General features: G+C 50.1%; 25 protein-coding genes and 1 tRNA gene. 12 read left to right on the top strand and 14 right to left on the bottom strand.

Going from position 1 to position 26267, the window contains the following annotated elements:
* The first annotated feature begins 21 nt into the window (after nucleotides 1-21).
* From HCH49_RS04005 to yciA, 3 genes are all read left to right on the top strand, one after another.
* On the top strand, nucleotides 22-765 hold the full coding sequence (locus HCH49_RS04005) for a YciC family protein (RefSeq protein WP_032656704.1): 744 nt from the start codon (nucleotides 22-24) through the stop codon (nucleotides 763-765).
* A 56-nt stretch (nucleotides 766-821) separates the two neighbouring features.
* Nucleotides 822-1361, top strand: a complete 540-nt coding sequence (locus HCH49_RS04000) for a septation protein A (RefSeq protein ID WP_221702226.1) — start codon at nucleotides 822-824, stop codon at nucleotides 1359-1361.
* A 104-nt stretch (nucleotides 1362-1465) separates the two neighbouring features.
* Nucleotides 1466-1861, top strand: a complete 396-nt coding sequence (gene yciA / locus HCH49_RS03995) for an acyl-CoA thioester hydrolase YciA (protein WP_008502796.1) — start codon at nucleotides 1466-1468, stop codon at nucleotides 1859-1861.
* Between the two features lie 38 nt (nucleotides 1862-1899).
* Here yciA and tonB read toward each other — a convergent pair whose 3' ends face one another.
* Nucleotides 1900-2622 carry a TonB system transport protein TonB gene (tonB, locus tag HCH49_RS03990; protein ID WP_058841307.1) on the bottom strand — a complete coding sequence of 241 codons (723 nt, stop codon included), beginning with the start codon at nucleotides 2620-2622 and terminating at the stop codon, nucleotides 1900-1902.
* A 220-nt stretch (nucleotides 2623-2842) separates the two neighbouring features.
* On the opposite strand from tonB, the gene HCH49_RS03985 reads away from it, so the two are divergent.
* Both HCH49_RS03985 and HCH49_RS03980 read left to right on the top strand, forming a co-directional pair.
* Nucleotides 2843-3139 carry a YciI family protein gene (locus HCH49_RS03985; RefSeq protein WP_023312090.1) on the top strand — a complete coding sequence of 99 codons (297 nt, stop codon included), beginning with the start codon at nucleotides 2843-2845 and terminating at the stop codon, nucleotides 3137-3139.
* 108 nt (nucleotides 3140-3247) lie between these two features.
* Nucleotides 3248-5464 carry a phosphoglycerol transferase I gene (locus HCH49_RS03980; protein ID WP_221702225.1) on the top strand — a complete coding sequence of 739 codons (2217 nt, stop codon included), beginning with the start codon at nucleotides 3248-3250 and terminating at the stop codon, nucleotides 5462-5464.
* A gap of 45 nt (nucleotides 5465-5509) precedes the next feature.
* Here HCH49_RS03980 and leuE read toward each other — a convergent pair whose 3' ends face one another.
* Both leuE and HCH49_RS03970 read right to left on the bottom strand, forming a co-directional pair.
* Nucleotides 5510-6145, bottom strand: a complete 636-nt coding sequence (leuE, locus tag HCH49_RS03975; protein ID WP_023312092.1) for a leucine efflux protein LeuE — start codon at nucleotides 6143-6145, stop codon at nucleotides 5510-5512.
* 111 nt (nucleotides 6146-6256) lie between these two features.
* Nucleotides 6257-6430: a YciY family protein gene (locus tag HCH49_RS03970; protein WP_221702224.1), complete on the bottom strand. Its 174-nt coding sequence runs from the start codon at nucleotides 6428-6430 to the stop codon at nucleotides 6257-6259.
* Between the two features lie 158 nt (nucleotides 6431-6588).
* Between HCH49_RS03970 and cls the strand changes: the two genes are divergently transcribed.
* Both cls and HCH49_RS03960 read left to right on the top strand, forming a co-directional pair.
* Nucleotides 6589-8049 (top strand): cardiolipin synthase, encoded by a 1461-nt coding sequence (gene cls / locus HCH49_RS03965; protein ID WP_029741729.1) that lies wholly within the window; start codon nucleotides 6589-6591, stop codon nucleotides 8047-8049.
* A 33-nt stretch (nucleotides 8050-8082) separates the two neighbouring features.
* A complete protein-coding gene (locus HCH49_RS03960; RefSeq protein ID WP_006810881.1) occupies nucleotides 8083-8412 on the top strand; it encodes an HI1450 family dsDNA-mimic protein in 330 nt (109 codons plus the stop codon).
* Nucleotides 8413-8443: 31 nt separating this feature from the next.
* On the opposite strand, the gene HCH49_RS03955 is transcribed toward HCH49_RS03960, so the two are convergent.
* The 7 genes from HCH49_RS03955 to HCH49_RS03925 form a co-directional block, all read right to left on the bottom strand.
* Nucleotides 8444-9313, bottom strand: a complete 870-nt coding sequence (locus HCH49_RS03955) for an ion transporter (protein WP_219939755.1) — start codon at nucleotides 9311-9313, stop codon at nucleotides 8444-8446.
* Between the two features lie 14 nt (nucleotides 9314-9327).
* Entirely contained in the window at nucleotides 9328-10332 is a 1005-nt protein-coding gene (gene oppF, locus HCH49_RS03950) for a murein tripeptide/oligopeptide ABC transporter ATP-binding protein OppF (protein WP_023312094.1), read from the bottom strand.
* A complete protein-coding gene (locus HCH49_RS03945) occupies nucleotides 10329-11342 on the bottom strand; it encodes an ABC transporter ATP-binding protein (RefSeq protein ID WP_023312095.1) in 1014 nt (337 codons plus the stop codon). The genes oppF and HCH49_RS03945 overlap by 4 nt, the downstream gene beginning before the upstream one ends.
* A gap of 11 nt (nucleotides 11343-11353) precedes the next feature.
* Nucleotides 11354-12262: an oligopeptide ABC transporter permease OppC gene (oppC, locus tag HCH49_RS03940; protein ID WP_023312096.1), complete on the bottom strand. Its 909-nt coding sequence runs from the start codon at nucleotides 12260-12262 to the stop codon at nucleotides 11354-11356.
* A gap of 14 nt (nucleotides 12263-12276) precedes the next feature.
* A complete protein-coding gene (oppB, locus tag HCH49_RS03935; RefSeq protein ID WP_008502786.1) occupies nucleotides 12277-13197 on the bottom strand; it encodes an oligopeptide ABC transporter permease OppB in 921 nt (306 codons plus the stop codon).
* An 84-nt stretch (nucleotides 13198-13281) separates the two neighbouring features.
* Nucleotides 13282-14913 carry an oligopeptide ABC transporter substrate-binding protein OppA gene (gene oppA, locus HCH49_RS03930; protein WP_033145757.1) on the bottom strand — a complete coding sequence of 544 codons (1632 nt, stop codon included), beginning with the start codon at nucleotides 14911-14913 and terminating at the stop codon, nucleotides 13282-13284.
* A 770-nt stretch (nucleotides 14914-15683) separates the two neighbouring features.
* Nucleotides 15684-16331 (bottom strand): YchE family NAAT transporter, encoded by a 648-nt coding sequence (locus HCH49_RS03925; RefSeq protein WP_023312098.1) that lies wholly within the window; start codon nucleotides 16329-16331, stop codon nucleotides 15684-15686.
* 478 nt (nucleotides 16332-16809) lie between these two features.
* Between HCH49_RS03925 and adhE the strand changes: the two genes are divergently transcribed.
* Entirely contained in the window at nucleotides 16810-19488 is a 2679-nt protein-coding gene (gene adhE, locus HCH49_RS03920) for a bifunctional acetaldehyde-CoA/alcohol dehydrogenase (protein WP_023312099.1), read from the top strand.
* Nucleotides 19489-19554: 66 nt separating this feature from the next.
* On the opposite strand, the gene tdk is transcribed toward adhE, so the two are convergent.
* On the bottom strand, nucleotides 19555-20169 hold the full coding sequence (tdk, locus tag HCH49_RS03915; protein ID WP_087822737.1) for a thymidine kinase: 615 nt from the start codon (nucleotides 20167-20169) through the stop codon (nucleotides 19555-19557).
* A 549-nt stretch (nucleotides 20170-20718) separates the two neighbouring features.
* On the opposite strand from tdk, the gene hns reads away from it, so the two are divergent.
* Nucleotides 20719-21132 carry a histone-like nucleoid-structuring protein H-NS gene (gene hns, locus HCH49_RS03910; protein WP_008502781.1) on the top strand — a complete coding sequence of 138 codons (414 nt, stop codon included), beginning with the start codon at nucleotides 20719-20721 and terminating at the stop codon, nucleotides 21130-21132.
* A gap of 201 nt (nucleotides 21133-21333) precedes the next feature.
* Here hns and galU read toward each other — a convergent pair whose 3' ends face one another.
* From galU to rssA, 3 genes are all read right to left on the bottom strand, one after another.
* Nucleotides 21334-22242 (bottom strand): UTP--glucose-1-phosphate uridylyltransferase GalU, encoded by a 909-nt coding sequence (gene galU / locus HCH49_RS03905; protein WP_008502780.1) that lies wholly within the window; start codon nucleotides 22240-22242, stop codon nucleotides 21334-21336.
* Between the two features lie 200 nt (nucleotides 22243-22442).
* Nucleotides 22443-23456 carry a two-component system response regulator RssB gene (gene rssB / locus HCH49_RS03900; RefSeq protein ID WP_033145760.1) on the bottom strand — a complete coding sequence of 338 codons (1014 nt, stop codon included), beginning with the start codon at nucleotides 23454-23456 and terminating at the stop codon, nucleotides 22443-22445.
* A gap of 91 nt (nucleotides 23457-23547) precedes the next feature.
* Nucleotides 23548-24450, bottom strand: a complete 903-nt coding sequence (gene rssA / locus HCH49_RS03895) for a patatin-like phospholipase RssA (protein WP_143346876.1) — start codon at nucleotides 24448-24450, stop codon at nucleotides 23548-23550.
* A gap of 114 nt (nucleotides 24451-24564) precedes the next feature.
* Here rssA and HCH49_RS03890 point away from each other — a divergent pair, with 114 nt between their 5' ends.
* The 3 genes from HCH49_RS03890 (at nucleotide 24565) to HCH49_RS03880 (ending at nucleotide 26154) form a co-directional block, all read left to right on the top strand.
* A complete protein-coding gene (locus HCH49_RS03890; RefSeq protein WP_221702223.1) occupies nucleotides 24565-25023 on the top strand; it encodes a YchJ family protein in 459 nt (152 codons plus the stop codon).
* A gap of 46 nt (nucleotides 25024-25069) precedes the next feature.
* Nucleotides 25070-25912 (top strand): formyltetrahydrofolate deformylase, encoded by an 843-nt coding sequence (gene purU / locus HCH49_RS03885; protein ID WP_023312104.1) that lies wholly within the window; start codon nucleotides 25070-25072, stop codon nucleotides 25910-25912.
* 157 nt (nucleotides 25913-26069) lie between these two features.
* Nucleotides 26070-26154: transfer RNA gene (locus HCH49_RS03880), tRNA-Tyr, on the top strand.
* Nucleotides 26155-26267 lie beyond the last annotated feature (113 nt).

Genomic DNA, 26267 nt, shown 5'->3' with positions numbered 1-26267 from the left:
TGCAATACTCAAGGAGAGTGCATGTCTATCACGGCGAAGTCTGTCTACCGTGACACGGGAAACTTTTTCCGCAATCAGTTCATAACCTTTTTACTGATCGCGTTGCTATGTGCCTTTATCACGGTGGTGCTGGGCCATGCCTTCTCACCGAGTGAAGAACAGATTGCCAGCCTGAGCCAGGGCGACCATCTTGCCGGAAGCGTGGGGCTGTTTGAACTGGTGCAAAACATGACGCCGGAGCAGCAGCAAATTCTGCTGCGGGCGTCTGCCGCGTCCACGTTCTCGGGCCTGATCGGTAATGCGGTTCTGGCGGGCGGCGTTTTGCTGATGATTCAGCTGGTCTCGGCGGGTCACCGGGTCAGCGCCTTACGGGCGATTGGTGCGAGTGCGCCAGTCTTACCTAAGCTGTTTATTCTGATCTTTTTAACCACCATGCTGGTGCAAATGGGGATTATGCTAGTCGTGGTGCCGGGCGTATTACTGGCTATCGTGCTCTCATTTGCGCCTGTGATGGTGGTGCAGGATAAAATGGGGATTTTTACCGCGATGCGCAGCAGCATCAGACTGGCATGGGCTAATATGCGTCTGGTGGCTCCCGCCGTGATCGGCTGGCTGCTCGCCAAAACGCTCCTGCTGTTGTTTGCACCGAATTTTGCGGTATTAACGCCGAACGTTGGCGCGGTAGTGGCGAATACGCTGAGCAATCTGATTTCAGCGGTACTGCTGGTCTATCTGTTCCGCCTGTATATGTTAATTCGTCAGTAATCCTGAGGCGGGTGGCATCGCTGCCTCCCGCCCCGCTCAGAAGATGGAATCACAGAATGAAGCAGTTTCTTGATTTTTTACCGCTCGTGGTCTTTTTTGCTTTTTATAAGCTGTACGATATTTATGCCGCGACCACTGCGCTGATCGTTGCGACCGCTGTTGTACTCATCTACAGCTGGGTGCGCTATCGCAAAGTCGAAAAGATGGCGCTGATAACGTTCGTCCTGGTCGCCGTATTCGGCGGGCTTACGCTGTTCTTCCACAATGATGAATTTATTAAGTGGAAAGTGACCGTTATTTACTCGCTGTTTGCGGGCGCATTGTTAATTAGCCAGTGGGTCATGAAAAAGCCGCTGATCCAGCGCATGCTGGGCAAAGAGCTGACGCTGCCTCAGGAAGTCTGGTCCCGTCTGAATATCGCCTGGGCGGTCTTCTTTATTCTCTGTGGTCTTGCCAATATCTATATTGCCTTCTGGCTGCCGCAGAATATCTGGGTCAACTTTAAGGTCTTCGGCCTGACCGGGCTGACGCTTATCTTCACGCTGTTAAGCGGCGTATACATCTATCGCCACATGCCGCAGGACGACAAGCACTGATTAATGACTGACCAGAACGTCTATGACAGGCGTTCTGGTCTATTCTCTCCGCTGTGAAATCATAGTAGCATCCCGCCTGAAGTCTTCCGTTACGAGTTAAAACAATGACAACAACTAACGCCCCGCAGGGCGAACTGGTTTTACGCACACTGGCAATGCCCGCTGACACCAATGCCAATGGCGATATTTTTGGCGGCTGGCTGATGTCGCAGATGGATATGGGCGGCGCAATTCTGGCAAAAGAGATTGCCCACGGGCGCGTGGTGACTGTGCGAGTGGACGGCATGACCTTCCTGCGCCCGGTTGCGGTGGGAGATGTGGTTTGCTGCTACGCGCGCTGCGTCAAACGCGGCAACACCTCTATTTCAATCAACATCGAAGTATGGGTTAAGAAAGTCTCTTCTGAACCCATTGGACAGCGTTATAAGGCCACTGAAGCGCTGTTTATTTATGTTGCAGTGGATAGCGAGGGAAAACCTCGTCAACTTCCGCAGGCCTGATTGACAGGCAAAAAAAAGCCTCCATCAGGAGGCTTTTTTTATTCCATCTGCGCCCCGCCGTTCAGGCGGAAAACAATATTCACAATCAGTCCGCTGCCCGGTTTTCCGGCTTCATAGCGCCATCTGCGCATCGCCGATTTCACTTCGCGCTCAAACATATTGGAAGGCTGAGCGGACAAGATTTCCACGTTATCCACGCGGCCATCGGCAGTGACGTCAAATTTAACCCGTACGCGGCCTTCAATACGTAAGGCCTGCGCTCGCGCCGGATACTGAGGCTGGTTGCGACTCAGCGCGCGCGGGCCCGCAGGGGCACTGACTGTCGGCTTAGGCGCGGTTGCGGTGTTATTCATCACCGGACGCGAAGGCGCCGCATTCTCGACCGTCTGGGTCGCACGTGGTTCAACCGGACGTTCCTCGCGTTTCGGACGCTCCTCGACCTTCTTCACCGGTTTTGGCTTCGGCTTAGGTTTTGGCTTCGGTTCAGGCTTGTGGATCACCACCGGCGCTTCCTTCGGTGGCGGCGGAACAGGCTCGGGCTCTGGCTCAGGTTCAGCCACCGGCTGCGGTGGCGGAGGTGCAGCCTGCGGCGGTTCGAGATCCGCTGGCGATACCATCGTCACCGAAATCGGCTGCGCGGGCGCGGGCATTTCAATAACCTGATGAACCGAGGTATACAGCAAACCCGCCACAACAGCACCGTGAATCACGACAGAAAGCAGCGTCGGCCAGGGGAAGCGGCGAGGTAAATCAAGGGTCATCGAAGTCATAATCATCAACGTTAAAAAACCGAACACTGATTTTAAATGCAAATAGCAATCATATTCAATAAGACACTTTGTTCTGGCGCAACTTTAGCGCATGAGAGGCCAAAAAAGGCGCATTCAGATCAGGGTATTAACATTGTTTTTATTTTACATTGCAGTCGTTTGCCCTTTCACATAACGTAACTGACACTTTTACCGGTTAAGGAGCTTCGCCGTGTTTTACGTGATTTACTCTGAAGATGTTGCTGATTCGCTCGAAAAACGCCAGTCTGTGCGCCCTGCGCATCTGGCACGTTTGCAGCTGCTCCAGGATGAAGGCCGTTTACTGACCGCTGGCCCAATGCCCGCAGTAGACAGCAACGATCCGGGCGCCGCCGGTTTTGCCGGTTCCACCGTGATTGCTGAGTTTGAATCTCAGGAAAGCGCTCAGGCATGGGCTGACGCAGATCCGTATGTTGCCGCAGGTGTGTATGCGAAAGTAACGGTCAGACCGTATAAGAAAGTGTTTTAAATCAATCAACTAAATGTAGGGCAGCAAACTAACGTTTTATTGCCCTATTACCATTTTGAATGAAAAAAGATATAATCCATCCATCTCTTTTACTTAGAAAGATTTGTTATGGATTATATTTTATTAGTATTATTACTGGCCGTTTGTTTTTCCAATTCTGTACTTGTCAGAATTAAATCAATTATTATGGTTATTGCATTGCTTACATTTGCATTTTGGTTTATATCAGATATGTTTACCGGAAATGGTGTAAATGATGCAGTTTATTATCATCTAAAAAGCAATGTTCACGGAACGTCCATTGATGATATATTACCTAAGATATTTGCTGCAAGCATATTTATTTTGCTATCAATTGCGATACTGTTTATTTCATTCAAATATGGAAATAAATTACCACATAGCAAAACCCCATTATTTATATCATTATACATACTTCTCCTTTCGATTTTTATTTTTAAGTCTAACGCAACTCAAAATATTTTTAACTCGCTTCAAAACTTATCCTATGGAAACGGGATAAAAGTGGCTAAACAATATAACGGCATTGATTACGACATAAAAAATAAATATAACTATGTCTTTATTTATGCTGAGAGTCTTGAGCGTTCATTGAGAAATATAAATGGTATTAATTACATCCCAAATATAAGTAAACTCGCAGATCAATACCTTGAATTTACTGACATACAGCAAATTCCTGGTATGGGATGGACAATGGCAGGAATGGTTAATACGCAATGTGCTATCCCATTAGTTCTCCCCCAGGGGAATTCAGCGAGTAATATGTCTCATTTCCTGGCTGGGGCCGATTGCATTGCAACGCATTTGAAAAATAGTGGATACACTACTGAATTTATACGCGGGAGTGATAAAGAGTTTGCTGGTGGTGATAAGTTCTTTTCTCAGCATGGCTGGCTAAATCAACATGATAAACAATATTTACTTAATCATCGCGTAGTAGATGAAAATAATATTAGTGGATGGGGAGTTCATGATGATTCGCTCATAGAACATGTATATAGTGAATTTGAGAAATTATCGGCCTCAAAAAGCAATTTCCTTCTCTCGTTCTTAACCGTCAACACTCATCCGCCAGCAGGCACTTATTTATCTGCCTGTGATGGACATATTAATGCCCCCATTAGTAATCCGATGCTTAAATCAGCGAGTTGCTCTGATTATCTTGTTGGTAACTTTATAAAAAAAATCATCAATTCAGACCATTTTGACAATACAATCATTGTTCTTGTGTCAGACCATTTGATGATGGCTAACGCAGCCAGTAAAGAACTTGACAGCATTCAGGACAAGCGTAGAAACAACTTTATTGTTATTAAAAAAGGTATTAAACCCGCTAAAATCGCCAAACCAGGAACATTACTGGATGTCTGGCCGACTATACTTGATATCTCTTCGGCTGATAAACCTGATTTTGGATTTGGTCATAGTTTACTTCGCAATGAGAAAAGCCAGATATTACAATCATGGGAAAATTCTAAAAATATTAGCGATTATCTAGGTTTTTCGTCTTCACTATGGAACTACCCTTCCCTGAATGACAAATTCTCATTTAAGGATGGCATATTGACAATTGGTCAACAAGAATATAAATGGCCTCTCTTCGGATCCGCTGACAAGAATAAAAACATCAAGAGCATTTATTTTGAAGCCTTTGCCTTAAACGCACAAAAATTAACCACCGAAGATAATATTCTTTTTTATATAAATGATTGCTCTATAACATCTCATAGTAAAAAAGGCTTATGTGGCTATGAGTTAACACATAATGGTACAGTACAGTATCAAATAAATGAAAAAGGTCTTTTCAATCGCAGAGAACTCAATGTTGCCTCTCCTTTGTTTACTGAGAAACTTATCGGTATTTCGTCTGGGCCACTTAATGTTCAGACAGGAATTTATGATAATATTCAGGAGCAAACCATGCCATATGGAGTTAATTTTTATAAGCTGGAAGGAGAAAATAGAAAACTAAAACTTATGGCCAACGTTGACACATGCAACAATGTTCCTGTTGATACTAACGCAGTAAAAAAATTAATTGATAAAGACAACTCGCCCCTCATCATTGCTTCAAATGAGTCTGTTTTTTGTATCCCTTATGAAACCAGACCATCAATTAACGAATTATTGCGCTCTAGTGTTGCTACTCAACTTGCCCCCAGACAGCAAATAATAGGTACTTATACTAAAAATGATACGAAATTCATTTTAGGAAAGCCTGAAATTCCATTAGATGTGTTTATAGACAAAACAAATTTTAATCTGGAAGAATTATGTACAATTTTAAACGACTGTAGGTGATTTATTCTAATCTTTGAAAGGCTCCCTCAGGAGCCTTTCAAACCATCAATGCAGCGACGCTAGCCTCGCCGCAAACCCGACAAACAGCAGCCCTATCAGCCCGTTCCCCAGCTTTGCCAGTTTCTTTTTCGTTTTCAGATAACGCGTGACAAACGCGCCGGAGAAGATCAGGAAGCTCATGTACATAAAGCTTATCAACTCCAGCGTCGTCGCGAGGATCAGGAAAGAAGTTCCGGTACTCTGTGCATTCACGTCAATGAACTGAACGAAGAACGATACGTAGAACAGAATCGCTTTGGGATTGGTCAGGCTTAATACCAGCGAACGTTTCATGATCATACTTGCCGGTTCGGGGCCGCTCTCATGCGCATTTTTCTGGCGGTTCACCACTGACCAGAGCATTTTGCCGCCCAGCCAGAGCAGATAGAAAGCCCCAAGATAGCGCACGATATTAAACAGTACCGGCGTGGTCTGGATTAATGCCGCGACGCCCGCCCAGGCCAGAAACATCAGCACCGCATCGCCGATAAATACGCCCGTGGCGGCAAGATACCCTTTTTTAACGCCGTGACCGATCCCGGTTTTTAGCACAAACAGGGTATTCGGCCCTGGCACCAGCACGATAAAAAACGCGCCGACAACATACGTCCAGAAATTCAGTACGCCAAACTCCGCAAACACTTCTCCCTCCTTTTGCTAAATACAACAGGAATATCGCTGCAAATACGCTATTCCCCAAGAAAATCAGACGCTATAAAATCAGCGGGCACCGGTTACGGTGCCCTCATGGTTTCAGATATCCTGGACTGCGAACAGCAACGCATTGCGGTACCTGGTCAATCCACATTTTCTGATGGCGTGAATACGCATATTGCGGCGGGATTGTGCTTCCAGCCAACGAGCCTTGCGACGACTCACCTGTCGCAACATGCGCCAGCGCCCTACTTCTGTTCTACTGCGCTTCATGTCTACAACTCTTTCTCTAACACTTTTTCTCTAAAAGAAAGGCCATTATAAACCCAACCCGGCAGCAAACCAGCGCTTTTACCTGGCGTTTTTATTTGCCAGATGAATCCTGATGCGTACACTCATAACAATACGCTTTCAAAAGGATTTTTTTACCTATGACAACCTTCTACACCGTGGTGAGTTGGCTGGTCATTTTGGGATACTGGCTGTTAATCGCGGGTGTGACATTACGCATCCTGATGAAGCGCAGAGCCGTACCCTCTGCCATGGCCTGGCTTCTGATCATTTATATCCTCCCGCTGGTGGGAATTATTGCCTATCTCTCTTTCGGCGAGCTTCATCTGGGTAAACGCCGCGCCGAGCGCGCCCGTGCTATGTGGCCCTCCACCGCGAAGTGGCTGAACGATCTTAAGGCCTGCAAACATATTTTTGCCGAGGAGAACAGCAGCGTCGCCTCCTCACTTTTTAAGCTTTGCGAGCGCCGCCAGGGGATTGGCGGCGTTAAGGGCAATCAACTGCAGCTACTGACCTCGTCCGACGACGTCATGCAGGCGTTAATCCGCGATATTCAGCTGGCTCGTCATAATATCGAGATGGTTTTTTATATCTGGCAGCCCGGCGGGATGGCTGACCAGGTCGCTGAATCGCTGATGGCCGCCGCGCGGCGCGGCATTCATTGCCGCCTGATGCTTGACTCCGCGGGTAGCGTGGCATTTTTCCGTAGCCCCTGGGCGGGCATGATGCGTAATGCCGGGATCGAAGTGGTTGAAGCGCTGAAGGTGAATCTCCTGCGCGTGTTTCTGCGCAGGATGGATCTCCGTCAGCATCGCAAAATGATCATGATCGATAACTATATTGCCTATACCGGCAGTATGAATATGGTTGACCCGCGCTTCTTCAAACAGGACTCGGGCGTAGGTCAATGGGTTGATTTGATGGCGCGAATGGAGGGTCCGATTGCCACCTCGATGGGCATCGTTTATTCCTGCGACTGGGAAATAGAGACCGGCAAGCGTATCCTGCCGCCACCGCCGGACGGCAATATCATGCCGTTTGAAGAGGCGAGCGGTCACACCATTCATACTATTGCTTCCGGGCCGGGCTTCCCGGAGGACTTAATCCATCAGGCGCTGCTGACGGCAACCTACTCGGCGCGTGAATATCTGATCATGACGACGCCCTACTTTGTCCCCAGCGACGACCTCCTGCACGCGATCTGTACCGCCGCGCAGCGCGGTGTCGATGTGAGCATCATTTTGCCACGCAAAAATGACTCCCTACTGGTGGGCTGGGCCAGCCGGGCATTCTTTAGCGAACTGCTGGCCGCAGGGGTAAAAATTTATCAGTTTGAAGGCGGATTGCTCCACACCAAGAGCGTTCTCGTCGACGGTGAGCTGAGCCTGGTGGGCACGGTCAACCTGGATATGCGCAGCCTGTGGCTAAACTTTGAAATCACGCTGGTTATTGATGATGCCGGCTTTGGCGGCGACCTTGCGGCGGTGCAGGATGATTATATCTCCCGCTCGCGGCTGCTGGATGCCAGACTGTGGGTAAAACGTCCGATGTGGCAGAGAATTGCCGAACGACTGTTTTACTTCTTTAGTCCGTTGCTGTAAAACGTGCCCAACGATGTTAAACAGGTAGTCATCATGGAAATGGATCTGAACAATCGCCTGACCGAAGACGAAACGCTCGAGCAGGCCTATGACATTTTTCTCGAACTGGCGGTTGATAATCTCGATCCCGCAGACGTGATCCTCTTTAATCTGCAGTTCGAAGAGCGCGGCGGCGCCGAATTGTTCGACCCTTCAGAAGACTGGGCTGAGCATGTTGATTTCGACCTGAATCCTGACTTCTTTGCCGAAGTGGTGATTGGGCTGGCCGATGAAGACGGCGGCGAAATTAACGATATTTTCGCGCGCGTTCTGCTCTGTCGCGAGAAAGACCACAAGCTGTGCCATATTCTCTGGCGCGAATAATAAAAAAGGCTGCGATTGCAGCCTTTTTTATTTACTCCGGCAATTCACTGCCGCAGCGGTAACAAAACCGCGCGCTGTGTTCATGTTCGCCCTGCTGGCAATGAGGACACTTACGCTGCTGCTTGCGGCTCTGAAACGCGCTGCTCATGTGTGTGGTAATAAGTCCCGTCGGGATCGCAATCACCGAATAGCCAATCAAAATCAGCACGGACGCCACGATGCGCCCCAGTGGCGTATGGGGCGTAATATCACCGTAACCCACGGTGGTGACGGTCACAATGGCCCAGTAGACGGACGCATTGAGCGTCGTAAAGCCATATTTGGGCCCTTCTATTAAATACATCAGCGCGCCAAAAACAATCATGACGATGGCAATAAACGAGTAGAACAAAATAAGCTGATGGCGGGCGCTGACGATCGCACTCCAGAACACGCGTAATGACGGCATAAAACGCAGCAATTTCAGAATACGTAATACCCGAATCACGCGCATCGCGCGCCAGGCAAAGACATAGCTCAGGCTAATCTCCGGCCAAAGCCACATGACATAGAGCGGCAGGATGGTGGCTAAATCGATAAATCCCCAGAAGCTGAAAACATATCTGGCCGGGTTGGGCCAGGCTATTACCCGGAGGAGATATTCAGCGGTAAAAACCAGGGTAATCGCCAGCTCAAGCCAGACAAAGATATGCCATTCGTCAAACGTCAGGTGGTATTGCGTCCCGGCACCCGATTCAATAAAGATGACTACCACGCTGAGGAGCGCAAATAAACCGCACAGACCTTCAAAGCGTCGCCCTGAAACCGTTTCAGGGTCGAATAAAAAATGATATAGCCGCCGACGGGCTGACGTGAATATACGCGACACAGTTACCTCGCAAAAAATAAGGGCTGACATCATGTCAGCCCTTGCGATTATAACGGGTCTACTTTCAGGCAGGAAACCGCATGTCGGAAACTGCCTTCCAGAACCGGTCGCGTTTTAGCACATTCCGGCCCGGCCATCGGGCAGCGCGTGCGGAAGACGCAGCCTGACGGTGGGTTAATCGGTGAGGGTAATTCCCCTTCCAGAAGCTGGATCGTTTTATTCTTTTCCAGATCCGGATCGGGGATCGGCACCGCGGACATCAGCGCTCTGGTGTATGGATGCAATGGATTATGGTACACCTCGTCATAGGTGCCCAGCTCCACGGCATGCCCCAGATACATTACCAGCACGCGGTCAGAGATGTGTTTCACCACGGCCAGGTCATGCGCGATGAAGATCAGCGACAGCCCCATTTCGCGCTGCAGCTTCTGCAGCAGGTTAACCACCTGCGCCTGAATGGATACGTCCAGCGCGGAAACCGGCTCATCGCAGATAATCAGCTTCGGTTCGAGGATCAGCGCACGGGCAATACCAATACGCTGGCACTGACCGCCGGAGAACTCATGCGGATAGCGGTTGATGAGGTTTGGCAACAGGCCGACTTTCATCATCATCGCCTTCACGCGGTCGCGCACTTCCTGACGAGACATCTTCGGATGATAGGTCCGCAGCGGCTCGGCAATAATCTCACCGATGGTCATGCGCGGGTTTAATGATGCCAGCGGATCCTGGAAAATCATCTGGATATCGCTGCGCACCTCGCGCCACTCATCGGGCTTCATGCCCAGCAGATCTTTACCCAGCCAGGCCACTTTACCGTCGGTGGCTTTGACCAGACCGATAATGGCTCGCGCAAAGGTCGATTTACCGCAGCCGGACTCTCCCACCACGCCCAGGGTTTCCCCTTCGTACAGGCGCAGCGTGACGCCGTCCACCGCTTTCAGGGTCTTCGGCGGCTGCCAGAACCACTGTTTGCCGTCTTTGATGTCGAAATGCACTTTAAGATCGGCGATTTCGAGCAGCACGTTGCGTTTTTCATCTAATGCGTTCATACCAGCTCCTCCTGCGGCTTAAAGCAGGCGCGCAGACGGCCTGGTGCAAACTCTTCCAGCGGCGGAGCGCTGTTGCAGATTTCCATCGCGTGCGGGCAGCGCGGCTGGAACGGACAGCCTTTCGGCAGACGCAGCAGGTTTGGCGGGTTGCCCGGAATGGTGAGCAGAGATTCCCCTTCTGCATCAAGACGCGGCACCGCGTTCAGCAGACCAATTGAGTACGGATGGGCTGGCTGATAGAAGACATCGCGCGCTTTGCCGTATTCCATGGTACGACCGGCGTACATCACCAGCACTTTGTCACAGATGCCCGCCACTACGCCCAGGTCGTGGGTGATCATGATAATCGCCGTGTTGAACTCGCGCTTCAGCTCGTTCAACAGGGTCATGATCTGCGCCTGAACGGTAACGTCCAGCGCGGTGGTAGGTTCATCGGCAATCAGCAGCTTTGGCCGGCACAGCAGCGCCATCGCAATCATCACGCGCTGACGCATACCGCCAGAAAACTCGTGCGGGAACATGCGCATACGCTTGCGCGCTTCCGGCATTTTCACCGCATCCAGCATTTTGACCGACTCTTCAAAGGCCTCCGCTTTGCCCAGGCCTTTGTGCAGCATCAGGACTTCCATCAGCTGCTCGCCTACGCGCATATACGGGTTCAGCGAGGTCATGGGATCCTGGAAAATCATCGAGATCTGCTCAGCGCGCAGCTTGTTCAGCTCGTGTTCCGGCAGGTTGAGGATTTCGCGACCGTTGAATTTAGCGGAGCCCCCAATCACGCCGTTAGCAGCCAGCAGGCCCATCAGCGCAAAGGCAGTCTGGGATTTTCCGGAACCGGATTCCCCTACGATCCCCAGCGTTTCACCCGCGCGCAGGTTGAAGTTGAGATCGTTGACGGCGGTAACATCCCCGTCCGGCGTTTTAAAGGTCACGCGGAGATCTTTCACATCCAGCAGAAGGTTATTCTGCTGTTGCGCCTGTGGCGCAGTGGCCGTTTCAATAATTGTCATGACGGCGCTCCTTAACGGTCTTTCGGGTCGAGGGCATCACGCAGGCCATCGCCGATAAAGTTAAAACAGAACAGGGTAACGACCAGGAAACCCGCCGGATAAAGCAGTAGCCACGGTGAAACTTCCATCGAGTTTGCGCCATCGCTCAGCAGCGCGCCCCAGCTGCTCAGTGGCTCTTGTGTACCCAGACCCAGGAAGCTCAGGAAAGATTCAAACAGGATCATGCTTGGTACCAGCAGTGAGGCATAAACCACCACCACGCCCAACACGTTAGGAACGATATGGCGAACCACGATATTCCCGGTGGACACACCGCCTACCTGCGCGGCTTCGATAAATTCTTTGCGTTTGAGGCTCAGCGTCTGGCCGCGAACAATACGCGCCATATCCAGCCAGGAAACCATCCCGATAGCCACGAAGATCAGCAGGATATTTTGACCGAAGAAGGTCACCAGCAGGATGACGAAGAACATGAACGGGAAGGAGTTCAGGATTTCCAGCAGACGCATCATTACCGAGTCTATTTTGCCGCCGAGGTAGCCGGAAAGTGAACCGTAGAGCGTACCCACGATCACCGCCACCAGTGCGGCAGCAATACCTACCATCAGCGAGATACGGCCACCGATAGCGACACGCACCAGCAGATCGCGTCCGGAGGAGTCCGTGCCAAAATAATGGCCTGATTCCATATCCGGTGCGCTGGACATCATGCCCCAGTCGGTGTCGAAATAGGTAAATTGCGACAGCATCGGCGCCAGGGTCACAAACAGCGCGATGATCACCAGAACAACCAGACTGGCAACCGCTGCACGGTTGTGCATAAAGCGACGGCGCGCGTCCTGCCAGAGGCTACGACCTTCTACTTCCAGTTTTTCACTGAAGTTTTCCAGCGCCTCGCTGTTTTTCTTACTCAACATCATGGCGTGCTCCAGCGTTAGTAACGAATTTTCGGGTCGATGACGGCATACAGCACATCGACGATAGCGTTAAAGAGAATGGTCAGCGCACCGACGAGAATGGTCAGGCTCAGCACCAGCGAATAGTCGCGGTTGAGCGCGCCGTTAACGAACAGCTGACCAATGCCAGGCAGACCGTAGATTGTTTCGATAACCATAGAGCCAGTGATGATCCCGACGAATGCCGGTCCCATGTAGGAGAGCACGGGCAACAGCGCCGGTTTGAGCGCGTGGCGGAAGATAATCCGACGCATCGGCAGCCCTTTAGCGCGCGCGGTACGAATGAAGTTCGAGTGCAGCACTTCGATCATTGAACCACGGGTGATACGCGCGATGCTGGCGATGTACGCCAGCGATAATGCCACCATCGGCAAAATCATGAACTTCAATGCCCCGCCGTTCCAGCCGCCGCCAGGCAGCCACTTCAGCGTGATGGCAAATATCATCACCAGTAATGGCGCGACAACGAAGCTGGGTATCACTACCCCGGTCATTGCCACCCCCATTACGGCATAATCCCATTTGGTATTTTGTCTGAGCGCAGCGATAACGCCCGCGGTGACCCCGAAAACGATGGCCAGAATGAATGCCGCAGCACCCAACTTAGCCGATACCGGGAAGCTGGACGCGACCAGGTCGTTAACGGAATAGTCTTTATATTTAAATGACGGTCCAAAATCGCCGTGGGCCAGCTGCTTCAGGTAATTGAAGTACTGGGTGGAGATAGGATCGTTCAAGTGGTATTTCGCTTCGATATTCGCCATGACTTCAGGCGGCAGCGTACGCTCACCGGTAAATGGACTGCCCGGCGCAAGACGCATCATGAAGAAGGAAATCGTGATGAGAATAAATAGCGTTGGAATCGCTTCAAGACAGCGACGTAGGATAAATTTCAACATTGCCCGTACCTTCTGGCGTGTGCCTATATTATGTGACGTTGGTTAGACACCGTGGGGCGAGCATGCCCGCCCCACTCATTGCCATTAATGCTTGATAATATACAAGTTTTTAACGTAGATATTATCCATCGGGTCTTTACCGGTATATCCACCTACCCACGGTTTCACCAGACGGGCGTTAACGTAGTAGTAAACCGGAACGATCGCGGAATCTTTATCCAGCTGCTGCTCGGCTTTAGAGTACAATTCTGTACGCTGCGCTTCGTCAGTGGTTTTCAGCGTGTCGCCAATCAGCTTGTCGAACGCCGGGCTCTTATAGTGAGCGGTGTTGTTCGAGCTGTCGCTCAGCATGGTGTTCAGGAAGGAGGTCGGTTCGTTATAGTCCGCACACCAGCCAGCACGAGCCACATCAAAGGTGCCCTGATGACGGCTGTCGAGGAAGGTTTTCCACTCCTGGTTCTCCAGCTTCACGTTCGCGCCCAGGTTCTTTTTCCAGATTGAGGCAACGGCGATAGCCAGTTTTTTGTGCAGATCGGAAGTGTTGTAGAGCAGGCTGAAGGTCAGCGGCTTATCTGCGGTGTAGCCCGCTTCGGCCAGCAGTTTCTTCGCTTCTGCGTTACGCTGTTCCTGAGTCTGTTTGAACCACTCTGGCTCGGTCAGTTTTGCGCCATCGGTGTATGGAGGGGTATAGCTGTACGCCGGCAGATCGCCCTGGTTTTTCACTTTGTTCACGATGATATCGCGATCCAGTGCCAGCTTCAGCGCAGTACGTACACGTACGTCGGTAAACGGTGCTTTCTGGTTGTTGATTTCATAGTAATAGGTGCACAGGTACGGATCGACGTGAACTTCTTTAGGGATCTCTTTTTTTAGTTTCTGGAACAGTTCAATCGGCATGTTGTTATAGGTCATGTCGATTTCACCGCTGCGATAGCGGTTAACGTCAGTCACTTCGGACGAAATTGGCAGGTAGGTCACCTGGTCAATAACGGTTTTCGCGTTATCCCAATACTGCGGGTTACGGTCAAGCACCATACGTTCGTTGACCACCCAGTCTTTCAGCTTATAGGCACCGTTGGTCACGATATTGGCAGGCTGCGTCCATTTCTCACCAAATTTTTCCACGGCGGATTTTGGTACCGGGGAGACGGACGGGTGAACCAGCAGCTTATAGAAGTACGGAACAGGTTCGCTCAACGTCACTTCAAAGGTATTGGCATCGATCGCTTTTACGCCCAGGTCGGTAACAGGTTTTTTGCCCGCGATGATGTCATCAATATTGGCAATGTGGCCATATTGCAGGTAGCTCGCATACGGAGAGGCGGTGGTTGGATTCGCCAGACGCTGCCAGCTATAAACGAAATCTTCGGCCGTAACCGGTGTACCGTCGGACCATTTCGCATCTTTACGCAGATGGAATGTCCAGACTTTGAAATCTTTGTTTTCCCATTTTTCTGCTACACCCGGTGCCGGATGGCCGTCTACGTCTGTCACCAGCAGGCCTTCGAACAGGTCGCGGTTAACGTTAGACTCAGGAACACCTTCAATTTTGTGCGGGTCAAGAGACTGAACTTCCGCACCGTTGTTACGCACCAGCGTCTGTTTCTCCGCCAGTTGAACACCTGCAGGAACGTCCGCAGCCATTGCAGCGTTGCCCGCGATTAGCGCAGTTAAAATCCCCGCTGCTACCAGATTTTTTTTTGTGATGATGGACATTGTGTTGGTACTCCACTCATTATAATGACTGGCCTTCGCCAGCTGTGTAATCCCCTTTTGGGGCCTGTACAGCGCAGGAGTTTTTTTTGCTGCTGTCAGGTTCTTCTTTTACTGCTTGCTATCACCGACTTTTTTATTACTGACCGCTCGTATGGCCGTCTTGCGTCGATTCTTTACAGGCCTCCCCTGTTTGAGACCTGCACTGGATATCTGAGAAGAGAACCATATGAAAATAATTCTCATCTGCTTGTTTTATGCTGCAAAATATTAGGCCGGAAAGTATCAAATGGCGTAAACGCGCGCCAATACATTTTGCAAATTTGTTAAGCAATTCTCTTTTACGGTGAGTACCGCATCGTTGAGGGCAGCCCTGCCGGACATCGAATACCACTTAAAAATTATGATATTCAATAAGATAGAGAAAATTTTCTCTACACGCGCGTCGCTGCGCTATCATCGAGTGATTTTGTACAAAAATTTAACAACTGGTTATTATTTAGCACATTCATCTAGGGGAATGTTGAATTTACTAATATCATTTCGGTTATCTCTCAGCAAGCCCCAGAGTATCATGTGAGTAAAATAACAGATCGATCGAAGGTTTTCTGCGCAGGCGGGTTTGGCGGGAATTAATAACTCATTGAAATACAAGCAATGAACATTATTAGTAGAATTTATTATGATATGTGAGCATTTCAACTTTAGTTATAGGATTTACTGATAATGACGTAAAAAAACGGAGCCGTGGCTCCGTTCTTTCATACGAAATATCAGTGCAGCAAACCGGGGAAAATGCTTTTAATTCCTGTAACGATGAATTCTATCCCTAACGCCATCAACAGCAGCCCCATAATACGCGTTATGACGTTAATGCCCGTCTGCCCCAGCAGGCGCACCAGCCAGGGCGCCATGCGGAATACTCCCCAACAGCAGAGTGCGAAAAGCGCAATGGCAACGGAAAAGCCAATCAGGTGCATCAGGCTATGGTAACGCGTGCCCCAGACAATGGTTGAACTGATGGCGCCAGGGCCAGCCATGAGCGGTAAGGCCAGCGGCACCACGCCAATACTTTCGCGGATAGCTGTTTCTGACTTCTCCTGCTTGTTCTGTTTATCCTCGCCCAGCTTACCGCTGATCATGGACATCGCGATGGTCACGACCAGGATCCCACCCGCTATGCGGAAAGAGTCAATCGAAATGCCGAAGAGCTGGAGAATGGCGTCCCCAAGAAAAAGGGAGGTGAGCAATATGATAGCCACTGACAGGTTAGCGGTGAGGTTGGTCTTATTCCTGGCCGCCGCCGTCTGATAACTCGTCATACTAATAAAGACAGGAATGATCCCCACCGGGTTGACCAGGGCAAACAAACCAATAAAAAATTTAAAATACGTTGGAAAATCAAAGAGCGTTTGGATCACGTTTTGCTCCGCTTATACACATGCCCGGGACTGACACTTTGTCATGAGAAATCGCGCTGAAGATACCCTTTTTATTAGCATACTTCACTCGAAATCTGTGGCAAAACGTTATCATTTCAGGATGTTAAACATATGTATAATCAATGATAGCGTCACTTCCATTACTTACGTAATTATTTAACACTTGAAAAATCTCAACGAAATAACCCTGCTGAAAGGTATCAGCTTGGGGGAAAATTGACGCAGATCATGATTTCCGTACTCAGAAGTGAGTAATCTTGTTTACGCCCCCAGGGAGATCACCTGACAAAAAGGGATGATGCTAAGGTAAGGCTCTTTTAGTAAATTAGTGTGCTGACGCAGAAAGTAACTCTTTGTTTTACTTTGTGTTACGCAAGTCGTATCGGCTCTGTCTATACTGTGTGACGTATCGAGCGCTGGTTTACTAAAAGAGTTTAAACATTATCAGGAGAGCATTATGGCTGTTACTAATATCGCTGAACTGAACGCCCTCGTCGAGCGCGTTAAAAAAGCCCAGCGTGAATATGCCAATTTCACCCAAGAACAGGTTGATAAAATCTTCCGCGCGGCCGCACTGGCTGCTGCAGATGCTCGAATCCCTCTCGCTAAAATGGCCGTTGCCGAATCCGGCATGGGTATCGTGGAAGATAAAGTGATCAAAAACCACTTTGCTTCCGAGTATATCTACAACGCCTATAAAGATGAGAAAACCTGTGGCGTGCTGTCCGAAGACGACACCTTCGGTACCATCACCATCGCTGAACCTATCGGCATCATCTGCGGTATTGTTCCGACAACTAACCCAACGTCTACGGCTATCTTCAAATCACTGATTAGCCTGAAGACCCGTAACGCAATCATCTTCTCTCCACACCCACGTGCGAAAGACGCGACCAACAAAGCTGCGGATATCGTCCTGCAGGCGGCGATCGCTGCTGGCGCACCAAAAGATCTGATCGGCTGGATCGACCAACCTTCCGTTGAGCTCTCCAATGCGCTGATGCATCACCCGGACATTAACCTGATCCTGGCGACCGGTGGTCCTGGCATGGTTAAAGCCGCATACAGCTCCGGTAAACCAGCGATCGGTGTGGGCGCCGGTAACACTCCTGTTGTTATCGACGAAACTGCTGACATCAAACGTGCCGTTGCGTCTGTACTGATGTCTAAAACCTTCGATAACGGCGTGATCTGTGCATCTGAACAGTCTGTTGTTGTTGTTGATTCCGTGTACGACGCAGTTCGTGAACGTTTCGCCAGCCACGGCGGCTACCTGCTGCAGGGCAAAGAGCTGAAAGCAGTTCAGGACATCATCCTGAAAAATGGCGCACTGAACGCTGCTATCGTGGGTCAGCCGGCTTACAAAATTGCTGAACTCGCAGGCTTTACCGTTCCGGCAACAACCAAAATCCTGATCGGTGAAGTGAAAGTTGTTGACGAAAGCGAGCCGTTTGCACATGAAAAACTGTCTCCAACGCTTGCCATGTACCGTGCGAAAGATTTCGAAGACGCGGTAGAGAAAGCCGAGAAACTGGTTGCCATGGGCGGTATCGGTCACACGTCTTGTCTGTACACCGACCAGGACAACCAGCCAGAACGCGTTGCCCACTTCGGTCAGATGATGAAAACTGCACGTATCCTGATTAACACCCCTGCTTCTCAGGGTGGTATCGGTGACCTGTACAACTTTAAACTCGCACCTTCCCTGACTCTGGGTTGTGGTTCCTGGGGTGGTAACTCCATCTCTGAAAACGTTGGTCCAAAACACCTGATCAACAAGAAAACCGTTGCTAAGCGAGCTGAAAACATGTTGTGGCACAAACTTCCGAAATCTATCTACTTCCGCCGTGGCTCTCTGCCAATCGCGCTGGATGAAGTGATTACTGATGGCCACAAACGTGCGCTCATCGTGACTGACCGTTTCCTGTTCAATAACGGCTACGCTGACCAGATCACCTCTGTACTGAAAGCGGCTGGCGTTGAAACTGAAGTGTTCTTTGAAGTTGAAGCTGACCCTACCCTGAGCGTGGTGCGTAAAGGTGCTGAGCTGGCTAACTCCTTCAAACCAGATGTGATTATCGCTCTGGGCGGCGGTTCCCCAATGGACGCCGCGAAAATCATGTGGGTCATGTATGAGCATCCTGAAACCCACTTCGAAGAACTGGCGTTGCGCTTTATGGACATCCGTAAACGTATCTACAAGTTCCCGAAAATGGGCGTAAAAGCGAAAATGATCGCGGTAACCACCACTTCCGGTACCGGTTCAGAAGTTACGCCATTCGCAGTAGTAACGGACGATGCAACAGGTCAGAAATACCCACTGGCTGACTATGCACTGACCCCAGACATGGCTATCGTTGATGCGAACCTGGTCATGGAGATGCCGAAATCACTATGTGCGTTCGGTGGTCTGGATGCGGTAACTCACGCCCTGGAAGCTTACGTTTCTGTGCTGGCATCTGAGTTCTCTGACGGTCAGGCTCTGCAGGCGCTGAAACTGCTGAAGGAAAACCTGCCAGCGTCCTACAACGAAGGGTCTAAAAACCCGGTAGCACGTGAACGCGTTCACAGTGCAGCTACCATCGCCGGTATCGCGTTTGCGAACGCCTTCCTGGGTGTTTGCCACTCTATGGCGCACAAGCTGGGTTCTCAGTTCCACATTCCTCACGGTCTGGCGAACGCCCTGTTGATCAGCAACGTTATCCGTTATAACGCTAACGACAACCCAACCAAGCAGACTGCTTTCAGCCAGTACGACCGTCCGCAAGCGCGCCGTCGTTACGCTGAAATCGCAGACCACCTTGGTCTGAGCGCACCGGGTGACCGCACTGCTGCGAAGATTGAGAAGCTGCTGGCATGGCTGGAAAGCCTGAAAGCTGAGCTGGGTATTCCAAAATCTATCCGTGAAGCAGGCGTTCAGGAAGCTGACTTCCTCGCTCACGTAGATAAGCTGTCTGAAGATGCATTCGATGACCAGTGTACTGGTGCCAACCCGCGCTACCCACTGATCTCCGAGCTGAAACAGATTCTGCTGGATACCTTCTACGGTCGTGAGTTCAAAGAAGGTGACGTTGCCGCTGTGAAAACAGAAGTTCCTGTCATCAAAGCTGACAAGAAAGCGAAGAAAAGCGCTTAATTGAAAGCAGAAGAAAAAACCCGCCTTTATGGCGGGTTTTTTTATGTCTGTATAACAAGGCTGGCGTTATTGCCTGTTGTCGTGTTGAATCGCCGTCAGCGAGCCTACAGACAACGCTTCTTTATAATGCTTACGACAGACTGAAACATAGCGTTCATTACCGCCTATAACCACCTGCTCGCCATCTGCATAAGGTTTCCCGGCCTGGTCAAGACGAAGCACCATGCTGGCTTTTCGACCGCAGAAGCAGATTGTTTTCAATTCGACAAGCTTATCCGACCAGGCAAGCAAATACTGGCTACCGGCAAATAGCTCACCGCGGAAATCCGTACGCAGGCCGTAACACAGCACGGGAATATCGAGCTCATCGACCACCTCTGAAAGGGCATGAACCTGTTCACGCGTCAGAAACTGGCTCTCATCTACCAGAACACAGTGAATGGGCTGCAAAGCATGTTCTGTACGAATGTCCTCAAAGAGATCGGTTTTCGGGTTAAACAGTCTGGCAGGCGACGAGAGCCCTATTCTGGAGCTCACCTTCCCTGCGCCAAAGCGATCGTCGATTTCAGCCGTATAAACAACGGTACGCATCCCGCGCTCCTGGTAATTGTACGAGGATTGCAGCAACGCGGTGGATTTCCCGGCATTCATTGCCGAATAGTAGAAATAAAGTTGTGCCATTGGCCGTAAAACCCCAATCAATGTGTAATATTCCCGATGATTCATTGTACCATAATTTGTCTGGTCATCAGCGATGTAGCATACAGAGGAAGCGTTTCAGCGCGGAGTTCACAACCTTCTTTTCATGAAAATAACCCGCTAAAACATGAAGTAAACTCCTTCAGCCTGGCCAATATGTTATATGTTTAGCCAAACATAACACTGCATTTTATAGTGGAATCGCCGTTCATTAAAATTCACTATTTATTAACTATTTCAGTCTTAACATCACGGAGGGGAACTAATACAAAAGGCTGATATTTCTCCGCCGCAACTATAATTCCTGCGGTAAATGTCACAAAAAAAAGAGGCAATCGACCGGGTCCAGCCGGGTTAGCTGATAACAAACGAGACTGTTGGGTGATGAAATTTAAGTTAGCGTAATTAATAATAGCGGCATTATTTAGTATTTTTTGAATTCCTTACATTCCTGGCTATTGCACAACTGAATTTATGGCTCTATTATTAGGTCAACAAACCACCCCCCATTATAAGTTTGAGATTACTACAATGAGCGAAGCACTTAAAATTCTGAACAACATCCGTACTCTTCGTGCGCAGGCAAGAGAATGCACCCTCGAAACCCTTGAAGAAATGCTGGAAAAATTAGAAGTTGTAGTTAATGAACGTCGTGAAGAAGAAAGCGCAGCTGCCGCTGAAATCGAAGAACGTACTCGTAAACTGCAGCAATATCGTGAAATGCTGATTGCTGATGGTATCGATCCAAATGAATTGCTGAACAGCATGGCTGCAGCTAAAACCGGTACTAAAGCCAAGCGTGCTGCTCGTCCTGCTAAATATAGCTACGTTGACGAGAACGGCGAAACTAAAACCTGGACTGGCCAGGGCCGCACTCCTGCTGTTATCAAGAAAGCCATGGACGAACAAGGTAAACAGCTGGACGACTTCCTGATCAAGGATTAATCCAGCCGTATTCAGAAAAATCCCGCGTAATGCGGGATTTTTTTTAACCTAAATTTGTCGCAAACATCCCCTTACACTCTGTCATAAAGCATTATTTGGCAATTTTAATAACTGTACTTAGAGACAGGTTTCAGAAGTGTTTAGGGCATAAAAAAACCGGTGGGCAGCGCCTCACCGGTTTCGGACATATGTACCCGTGGCTTATTTCTTAATACCTACGCTCTCTTTGAGCCAGGTTTTAAATTCTTCACCAAGAGTATTGTGGCGAATACCATATTCAACAAACGCCTGCATATAACCAAGCTTATTACCGCAGTCATGGCTCTTACCTTTCATATGGTAAGCCTCAACGGTCTCTTTCTCGATCAGCATATCAATGGCATCCGTCAGCTGAATCTCATCACCCGCTCCTGGAGGCGTTTTCGCCAGCAGAGGCCAGATTTCAGCGCTCAGAACATAGCGACCTACAACAGCCAGGTTTGAAGGCGCTACGTCGGCTTTAGGCTTCTCTACCACGCCAACCATTGGCACGCTTTCGCCCGGCTCAAGGTTAACGCCTTTGCAGTCAACCACACCGTATGCCGTCACGTCTTCAACAGGCTCAACCATAATCTGGCTGCTACCGGTTTCGTCGAAACGTTTGATCATCTCTGCCAGGTTATCCTGAGAAAGATCGGATTCGTATTCGTCCAGAATTACGTCAGGCAGAATTACCGCTACAGGCTCATCACCTACAACAGGATGTGCACACATCACAGCGTGGCCCAGACCTTTAGCCAGACCCTGACGAACCTGCATAATGGTAACGTGTGGCGGGCAAATAGACTGAACTTCTTCTAACAGCTGACGCTTAACACGTTTTTCCAGCATGGCTTCAAGTTCAAAGCTTGTATCGAAATGGTTTTCGATAGAGTTTTTTGATGAATGCGTAACCAGCACAATTTCAGTGATGCCGGCTGCGATACATTCATTAACGACATACTGGATTAATGGCTTATCAACCAGAGGCAGCATCTCTTTAGGAATTGCCTTAGTTGCTGGTAACATCCTGGTCCCCAATCCCGCTACCGGGATGACGGCCTTTCTGACTTTCGAATTTAGGGCAGCCATTCAAATTCTCCTGAGCTGTTCAAGTTTTGAACTTTTATGCAATAAATAACGCGTTGAGTATATCAGCCTCGCCCCGCAGTCCGGGTCTGAAAAGAACGCGTTGCCGATCAATTAGGACAAATACGCATGAATCTGGGCAGCGATAGTAGCACTCCCCGTAAAACACAGGTAAAGCAATCTTAAAATTAAGATCCAATTGCTTATTCCGTGGACAACATTAAGCGTAGCCGTCCCCCGGCGCCCCAAATTTGGCACTGCCAGGAGGAACAGCGGTGGCTAATTTGATTAAGATACGCCGTACCCAATGTCCCAAGCGGAACACCGTTACTCACCTGAATATGATGTTCACCGGTATTCAGTGAAGCGTTGAGACCTGCTGAAACGAGGATCAGATTCTTTAAACCGCTGTGGTAATAGCCGACCAGCAGCGGGAACTGTCCAGGCAAATTAGCCTGGCGAAAAAGCTGGTTTACCTGTTTGAGCAAACTACCTAACTCCGGCAGCCGTTGTCCCTGATGGGATAACTGTTCCTGCAGCAAACCATTAAAAAGCGCGCGAAGAAGTAACGCGGCTAATACACCATTATCCCCTGCCCGGGTGACATCCAGAGAATAAAACGCAAGGTCGGAATCAGATAAAGGTGCGATATCCAGTACCAGTCCCGGCTGATCAGCCGCCACCAGCTGACGATAATTTACGCGGCAGTGTGAAATAGTTTGCTGTACGGGTGGCTGAAGTTCTTGCAACAGTTTCGCCGCAGCAGGAGGGTCACTCACCAGGGCATCCCAGTCCTGGAAAAGACGCTCCTCTTCCTCTACCCGGGAATTAAACATATTCGGATAAAGGCACGCTAAGACCGTTTCTCGCAGCCGGTTCAGATCCTTGACCGGTTTAAGCAGAATATCCTGGACACCGAGTCGCAATGCTTTGGCGATATCCGCCATATTCTCTGTGGCAGAGATCACCAGAATCGGCGTCTGGTTGCCTTCGTTACGCAGATGTTCAACCAGCTTCAGCCCGTTCATGCGCGGCATCTCAATGTCGCAAATCATTAAATCGGGCGTAATGCTGATCATTTTTTCCAGGGCGTCGATACCATCTTCAGCCAGTGAAGTGATTGCTCCCAGCGAGGATAACCACGAATCCAGTAGCGATCGGAAAACGGGCTCGTCTTCAACAATCAAAATGTGTTTTCCGGCCAATGGCTGCGTCATGGTTCCTCCCCTGGCTGACAGTAACTAAATAGTGGCATGCGATCGGCACTATCGCCTGTCAGATTTTGCTGAAGTAGTCAAAAAAAGGTGCTTAACGTGCTGTTTGCACAAAAGGCAACAATTCGTCCATTTTCTTTTCGACGGCTAACGAGCCCGCTGCGATGGCGGCCTCAGCCCGATGGAAATCAAGAGTAGAGATTTGCGGACAGTAAGGCTGAATAAGAATATCTGGCGGGTCGCCTGCCATACGATTGCGCTTAAGGCGATTCTCCAGTACCTGGATTGACGTGGTCATGATTTCTATCGCCGTCGGCGCGGTAACCGAGCGTCGCGCGGCCATACGCCCGATTCTACCGCGCAGGCGCTCATGCCAGGCCAGCTTCTCGCCCTCGGCATCTTCGCTCTGGAGATTGACCGGCATGAGGTCCTGTTGCATCAGGTGGGCGTCGTGCTGCAGGTCGACGGCAATCACGATATCCGCCCCCATTGCACGGGTCAGAGAGATGGGAACCGGGTTTACAACGCCACCGTCGACAAGCCAGTAACCGTTGTGTGGGACAGGCGCCATAAGCCCCGGCATGCTGCAGGAGGCGCGCACGGCAAGATGGATATCCCCTTCGGTTAGCCAGAGTTCGCGTCCCGTGCTGAGGTTCGTCGCGACGGCGCCAAAGGGCATCTGACAATCAGTGAAGTCTTCGAGAGGCATAACCTGGCGGAACTGGTTAAAGACGCGTTCGCCGCGCAACAGCCCACCACGCTGCCACGAGAGGTCCATCAGACGCAGGACGTCCCAGTAACTGAAGGAACGCACCCAGGTCTCGAGTTCCGGAAGCTTCCCGCACGCGTAGGCGGAGCCGACAAGCGATCCTATTGAACAACCTGCGACAATATCTACGTTAATGCCCATCTTGTTTAAGGCATTAATCACGCCGATGTGTGACCATCCCCGGGCTGCACCTGAGCCCAGCGCCAGTCCAATTTTAACCTTTCTCATTAGCCCTGTTTTACTTCCCCTGGATTCCTGACATAGCGTCAACGCAACAGCTCAGTTAACATAGTGCTACCCGAAGCGTTTTACGCCTTTATTATTTGTTCCAGGAAGAGAATCGTGTCTCAACTCTGCCCTTGTGGTAGCGCTCTGGAGTATAGCCTATGTTGCCAGCGATATCTGTCTGGCGATCAGGTTGCACCAGACCCGTCACACCTCATGCGTTCACGTTACACCGCTTTTGTGATCAAAGACGCAGACTACCTGATTAATACCTGGCATCCCTCCTGCCATGCTGCCGAATTCAGACAGGACATCGAAGCCGGCTTCGCGAACACGCAGTGGCTCGGCCTCAACGTCTATGAATCCTCAACGGGCAGTCATGTGGATGAAGGTTACGTCAGCTTTGTTGCTCGTTTTACCGAGAATAATAAACCAGGTGCCATTATCGAGCGTTCCCGGTTCTTAAAGGAAAGCGGGCAGTGGTATTATATTGACGGAACGCGCCCACAGTTTGGTCGTAACGATCCCTGCCCGTGTGGTTCAGGTAAAAAATTTAAAAAGTGTTGCGGGCAGTAATGCCTGACAACCCAGACTTCGCAAATACAAACAGGATTTCCCGGCGATGCAATCATTACAACGAAAAGTTCTGCGCACCATCTGTCCCGATCAAAAAGGACTGATCGCACGAATTACCAACATTTGCTACAAACATGAACTGAATATCGTGCAGAACAACGAGTTCGTTGACCACCGTACCGGCCGCTTCTTTATGCGTACCGAACTCGAAGGTATTTTCAACGACACCACCCTGCTTGCCGATCTCGACAGCGCGCTTCCGGAAGGTTCCGTGCGCGAACTAACCCCAGCCGGTCGACGCCGCATCGTGATCCTGGTGACCAAAGAAGCACACTGTCTGGGCGACCTGCTGATGAAAGCAAACTACGGCGGTCTGGACGTGGAAATAGCTGCCGTTATTGGCAACCATGAGACGCTGCGCACGCTGGTCGAGCGTTTTGATATTCCGTTCGAGCTGGTGAGCCACGAAGGCCATACCCGTGAAGAACACGACGATCTGATGGCGCAGGCCATTGAAGCGCATAACCCGGACTACGTGGTGCTGGCGAAATACATGCGCGTGTTAACGCCATCCTTCGTGGCGCGTTTCCCGAACAAGATCATCAACATTCACCACTCGTTCCTGCCGGCCTTTATTGGTGCGCGTCCCTACCACCAGGCCTACGAGCGCGGCGTGAAGATCATCGGTGCGACCGCGCACTATGTGAATGACAACCTGGACGAAGGTCCAATCATCATGCAGGACGTGATTCACGTGGACCACACCTACACGGCCGAGGACATGATGCGTGCAGGGCGTGACGTTGAGAAGAACGTGCTCAGTCGTGCGCTGTATCAGGTGCTGGCGCAGCGTGTCTTTGTCTACGGCAACAGAACCATCATTCTTTAATCTTTCGGAAAATGAATTGATTAGCTTTGCGCCTTTACGGATAAAAAGCAGGCAAACAGCTTCATTTACCTAAAGGAATGCTTTACAGGGGCGCCTCATTTGATATGATGCGCCCCGCTTCCAGCAGGAAGCAGGCCAGTAAAAAGCATTACCCCGTGGTGGGGTTCCCGAGCGGCCAAAGGGAGCAGACTGTAAATCTGCCGTCATCGACTTCGAAGGTTCGAATCCTTCCCCCACCACCATCTCTCAGCACGACATCAAAATTTGAATTACCCCTGGTGGGGTTCCCGAGCGGCCAAAGGGAGCAGACTGTAAATCTGCCGTCATCGACTTCGAAGGTTCGAATCCTTCCCCC

This window comes from Enterobacter sp. Y17 (assembly GCF_019730495.1).
GTDB lineage: Bacteria > Pseudomonadota > Gammaproteobacteria > Enterobacterales > Enterobacteriaceae > Enterobacter > Enterobacter asburiae_B.
The sequence above is the reverse complement of the archived record's forward strand: the minus strand, read 5'-3'. Positions and strand labels throughout refer to the sequence as shown.

Bases quoted from the DNA above. Each gene is read 5' to 3' on its own strand.
- yciA (WP_008502796.1), top strand. From the start codon at position 1,466: ATGACAACAACTAACGCCCCGCAGGGCGAACTGGTTTTACGCACACTG.
- adhE (WP_023312099.1), top strand. From the start codon at position 16,810: ATGGCTGTTACTAATATCGCTGAACTGAACGCCCTCGTCGAGCGCGTT.
- oppB (WP_008502786.1), bottom strand. From the start codon at position 13,197: ATGTTGAAATTTATCCTACGTCGCTGTCTTGAAGCGATTCCAACGCTA.
- oppF (WP_023312094.1), bottom strand. From the start codon at position 10,332: ATGAACGCATTAGATGAAAAACGCAACGTGCTGCTCGAAATCGCCGAT.
- hns (WP_008502781.1), top strand. From the start codon at position 20,719: ATGAGCGAAGCACTTAAAATTCTGAACAACATCCGTACTCTTCGTGCG.
- purU (WP_023312104.1), top strand. From the start codon at position 25,070: ATGCAATCATTACAACGAAAAGTTCTGCGCACCATCTGTCCCGATCAA.
- oppC (WP_023312096.1), bottom strand. From the start codon at position 12,262: ATGATGTTGAGTAAGAAAAACAGCGAGGCGCTGGAAAACTTCAGTGAA.
- HCH49_RS04005 (WP_032656704.1), top strand. From the start codon at position 22: ATGTCTATCACGGCGAAGTCTGTCTACCGTGACACGGGAAACTTTTTC.
- galU (WP_008502780.1), bottom strand. From the start codon at position 22,242: ATGGCTGCCCTAAATTCGAAAGTCAGAAAGGCCGTCATCCCGGTAGCG.
- rssA (WP_143346876.1), bottom strand. From the start codon at position 24,450: ATGAGAAAGGTTAAAATTGGACTGGCGCTGGGCTCAGGTGCAGCCCGG.
- HCH49_RS03955 (WP_219939755.1), bottom strand. From the start codon at position 9,313: ATGATGTCAGCCCTTATTTTTTGCGAGGTAACTGTGTCGCGTATATTC.
- cls (WP_029741729.1), top strand. From the start codon at position 6,589: ATGACAACCTTCTACACCGTGGTGAGTTGGCTGGTCATTTTGGGATAC.
- HCH49_RS03960 (WP_006810881.1), top strand. From the start codon at position 8,083: ATGGAAATGGATCTGAACAATCGCCTGACCGAAGACGAAACGCTCGAG.
- oppA (WP_033145757.1), bottom strand. From the start codon at position 14,913: ATGTCCATCATCACAAAAAAAAATCTGGTAGCAGCGGGGATTTTAACT.
- HCH49_RS04000 (WP_221702226.1), top strand. From the start codon at position 822: ATGAAGCAGTTTCTTGATTTTTTACCGCTCGTGGTCTTTTTTGCTTTT.
- rssB (WP_033145760.1), bottom strand. From the start codon at position 23,456: ATGACGCAGCCATTGGCCGGAAAACACATTTTGATTGTTGAAGACGAG.
- HCH49_RS03980 (WP_221702225.1), top strand. From the start codon at position 3,248: ATGGATTATATTTTATTAGTATTATTACTGGCCGTTTGTTTTTCCAAT.
- HCH49_RS03970 (WP_221702224.1), bottom strand. From the start codon at position 6,430: ATGAAGCGCAGTAGAACAGAAGTAGGGCGCTGGCGCATGTTGCGACAG.
- tonB (WP_058841307.1), bottom strand. From the start codon at position 2,622: ATGACCCTTGATTTACCTCGCCGCTTCCCCTGGCCGACGCTGCTTTCT.
- tdk (WP_087822737.1), bottom strand. From the start codon at position 20,169: ATGGCACAACTTTATTTCTACTATTCGGCAATGAATGCCGGGAAATCC.
- HCH49_RS03945 (WP_023312095.1), bottom strand. From the start codon at position 11,342: ATGACAATTATTGAAACGGCCACTGCGCCACAGGCGCAACAGCAGAAT.